The sequence below is a fragment of the Marisediminitalea alba genome, from assembly GCF_002993365.1.
GTDB classification, from domain to species: Bacteria; Pseudomonadota; Gammaproteobacteria; order Enterobacterales; family Alteromonadaceae; genus Alteromonas; species Alteromonas alba.
Genome location: NZ_PVNP01000001.1, coordinates 1 through 1108, shown reverse-complemented (window position 1 = coordinate 1108; position 1108 = coordinate 1). Strand labels below are relative to the sequence as shown.

Below are 1108 nucleotides of genomic sequence, written 5' to 3'. Positions count from 1 at the left end.
CAATTATCGTGAATGGAAATCCCAGCAAAAGCGCTCGATGCGATTTACGCATAAAGCAGGCGAGAAGCTATTTATCGACTTCTGTGGGCCGACATTACCGATTGTAAATCCCGGCACCGGAGAAGTGCGTAATGCCCAGGTCTTTGTTGCGGTACTGGGCGCGTCAAACTACACCTTTGCGATTGCCACAGAAAACCAGAAGCTCGAAAGCTGGCTGGAGGCGCATGTGGCTATGTTTGCCTTCTTCGGCGGCGTGCCGCAATTGCTGGTACCGGACAATCTCAAGTCAGCGGTCACCAGAGCCTGTCGATTTGAACCTCAGTTGAATACAGCTTACCAGTCATTAGCGAATCATTATGGCTGCGCCGTGATGCCTGCAAGACCTCTGAAGCCAAAAGATAAAGCGAAAGCAGAAAATGCCGTACTCATTGTGGAACGATGGATAATGGCAAAATTGCGGCATCAGGTCTTCCATACCTTATCAGGCCTTAATGTTGCTATTCGGGCGTTACTGCATGAACTGAATCAGAAACCATTCCAGCGATTACCGGGAAACCGACAAACCTTGTTTGAATCGCTGGATAAACCAGAGCTGGCCCCGTTACCCACAACACCATGGGAATACACTGAAATCCATATTGCCAGAGTCGGTATTGATTACCATGTCTTGTACAAAGACCATTTCTACTCAGTTCCTCACCTCTTTGTCGGCAAGTCAGTTGAAATACAGGCTTCTAAGCGGCTTATTCGGATTTACTACCAACGCGAGTGCATTGCACAACACATGCGTAGTGACCGAAAAGGTGGCTTTACCTGTGTTGATGAGCATATGCCTGCCAATCATCAGCATCAGAAATGGTCACCCGGAAGACTCAAGAACTGGGCAAAGCAGATCGGCCCTTCCACACTTGAAGTCACCGACGCCATTCTGCAAAGCAAACCACATCCAGAGCAAGGTTATCGGGCCTGCCTTGGGCTACTTAACCTTGCAAAGAAATACGGCGAAAGTCGCCTGGAACAAGCCTGTCGCCGGGCTATTGATATAGGTAATCCCTGTCGAGCCAGCGTGAAATCGCTGTTGCACACCCACCTTGATAATGCCCCGAAA

The 1108-nt window shown here is 49.3% G+C and carries 1 protein-coding gene; it reads left to right on the top strand.

Going from position 1 to position 1108, the window contains the following annotated elements:
* Window positions 1-1108: IS21 family transposase (gene istA / locus C6Y40_RS00005; RefSeq protein WP_146129456.1), on the top strand; the 1108-nt coding region annotated here is incomplete at both ends.